2 protein-coding genes are annotated in these 2118 nt (G+C 61.5%); both read right to left on the reverse strand.

The features are described from left to right. Positions 1–98 precede the first annotated feature (98 nt). Positions 99–959, reverse strand: a complete 861-nt coding sequence (gene panC / locus QMX91_RS30780; protein WP_282413875.1) for a pantoate--beta-alanine ligase — start codon at positions 957–959, stop codon at positions 99–101. Continuing rightward, positions 956–1756 carry a 3-methyl-2-oxobutanoate hydroxymethyltransferase gene (gene panB / locus QMX91_RS30785; protein ID WP_135296579.1) on the reverse strand — a complete coding sequence of 267 codons (801 nt, stop codon included), beginning with the start codon at positions 1754–1756 and terminating at the stop codon, positions 956–958. The genes panC and panB overlap by 4 nt, the downstream gene beginning before the upstream one ends. Positions 1757–2118 lie beyond the last annotated feature (362 nt).

Consider the following 2118-nt stretch of genomic DNA (forward strand, 5'->3'; position numbering starts at 1 on the left):
GGCTTGCTCGCGAATGCGGTGTGTCAGTCAACCTATCTGCTGAATGATGCACCGCATTCGCGAGCAAGCCCGCTCCCACAGGGGTATTGCGGTGTTTTTTAGACTGGGGTATCGAGGTTCAGGTGCAGGTTGTCGATCAACCGCGTGGTGCCGAGGAACGCCGCCACCAGAATCACCAGATCGCGGTCTTCTGCCGTCGCCGGACGCAAGGTCAGGGCATGACGGATTTCCAGGTAATCAGGACGCAGGCCGGCGGCTTCCAGCTTTTGCACCTGAGCGGCGATCAGTGCCGGGTAGTCGCGCTCACCTTGTTTGATCGACTCGGCAATCGCGCTCAGGGTGCGGTAGACCACTGGCGCCACCGCGCGTTGATCTTCGCTGAGGAAGCCGTTGCGCGACGACAGCGCCAGGCCATCGGCCGCACGCACGGTCGGTTCGCCGATGATCTGGATTGGCATGTTCAGGTCATGCACCAGCGCGCGGATCACCGCCAGTTGCTGGAAGTCTTTCTGGCCGAAGATCGCCAGATCCGGCTGAACCATGTTGAACAGCTTGCTGACCACCGTCGCCACGCCCTCGAAGTGCCCCGGACGGCTAGCGCCGCACAGGCCTTCGGACAGTTGCGGCACGCTGACCCGGGTCTGCCCGGCCATGCCGTCGGGGTACATCTCTTCGACGGTCGGGGCGAACAGCAAGTGGCAGCCGGCTTGCAGCAGCTTTTCCTGATCCGCCGCCAGGGTGCGCGGGTACTTGTCGAGGTCTTCGCCGGCGCCGAACTGCAGCGGGTTGACGAAAATGCTCGCGACCACGAAGTCCACGCGCTGGGTGGCTTTGGTGATCAGCGCGACATGGCCGCTGTGCAGGTTGCCCATGGTCGGCACGAAGCCGATGCGCTTGCCTTCACTGCGGGCGCGGGCCACGGCGGCGCGCAGTTCGCGTACGGTTTTAACGGTGTTCATGCAGAGAATCCGTGTTCGATCCCAGGGAACGTGACGCCTTTGACTTCATTAACATAAGCCTTCAATGCTGACTGGATGCTGTCTTGGCCGTTCATGAAGTTCTTCACGAATTTCGGCACGCGACCGGTGATCGACAGGCCGAGCATGTCGTGCAGCACCAGTACCTGGCCGTCGGTATCGCTACCGGCGCCGATGCCGATGACCGGAATCTTCACGGCCTGGCTGATTTCGGCGGCCAGTTCGCTCGGCACGCATTCGAGCAGCAGCATGGCTGCGCCAGCCTGTTCCAGCGAGATCGCGTCGGCACGCATCTGCCGCGCCTGGTTCTCGTTGCGGCCCTGCACTTTATAGCCGCCAAGAATGTTCACCGCTTGTGGGGTCAGGCCCATGTGCGCGCAGACCGGCACACCGCGTTCGGCCAGCAGGCGGATCGACTCCGCCAGCCACAGCGCGCCTTCGACCTTGATCATGTGCGCGCCGGCCTGCATCAGCGTGGCGCTGTTGGTCAGGGTTTGTTCGATAGTGGCGTTGGCCATGAACGGCAGGTCGGCCAGGATCAGGGCGTCGGTGTTGCCGCGTTTGACGCACGCGGTGTGGTAGGCCATTTCTGCGATGGTCACCGGCAAGGTGCTGTCGTGCCCTTGCAGAACCATGCCGAGGGAGTCGCCCACCAGCAGCACTTCGACACCGGCCTCGTTGCAGGCGTGGGCGAAGGTCGCGTCATAGCAGGTCAGCATGGTGATCTTTTCACCTTTCTGCTTGAGGCTCTGGAGCGTGGTCAGGGTGATGGCTGGCATGTAAAAAATCCTCGTTCAGGCGCTCTGGAAACTACTGCGAGTAACGCGCGTGATTCTTCGTCTACTCAGGCGCACGCTCTTTTGTCGTGCTTATAAGGCCTGGATTGCGCCCGTATGTGCCGGGTTGGCGGCAGCGGGACGCCTATAGTCGTGAGGAGCCAAGCGGAAGTCAATTGCGTGTGTTACCGCATTGTTACGAGGGGAGTGTTACCGGCGTTACTGATGCGATTCAGCGGCGCGGCGGGGCTGATTGGCGGGTTTTTTGTCCGACAAAAAATCAGAATTGGAATACTCGATGTGGGAGCGGGCTTGCTCGCGAAAGCGGTGGGTCTGTTGACTGATTGAGTGACTGACTCGACGCT

Origin of the sequence: Pseudomonas sp. PS01299, assembly GCF_029960145.1 — a bacterium.
Lineage (GTDB): Bacteria > Pseudomonadota > Gammaproteobacteria > Pseudomonadales > Pseudomonadaceae > Aquipseudomonas > Aquipseudomonas putida_A.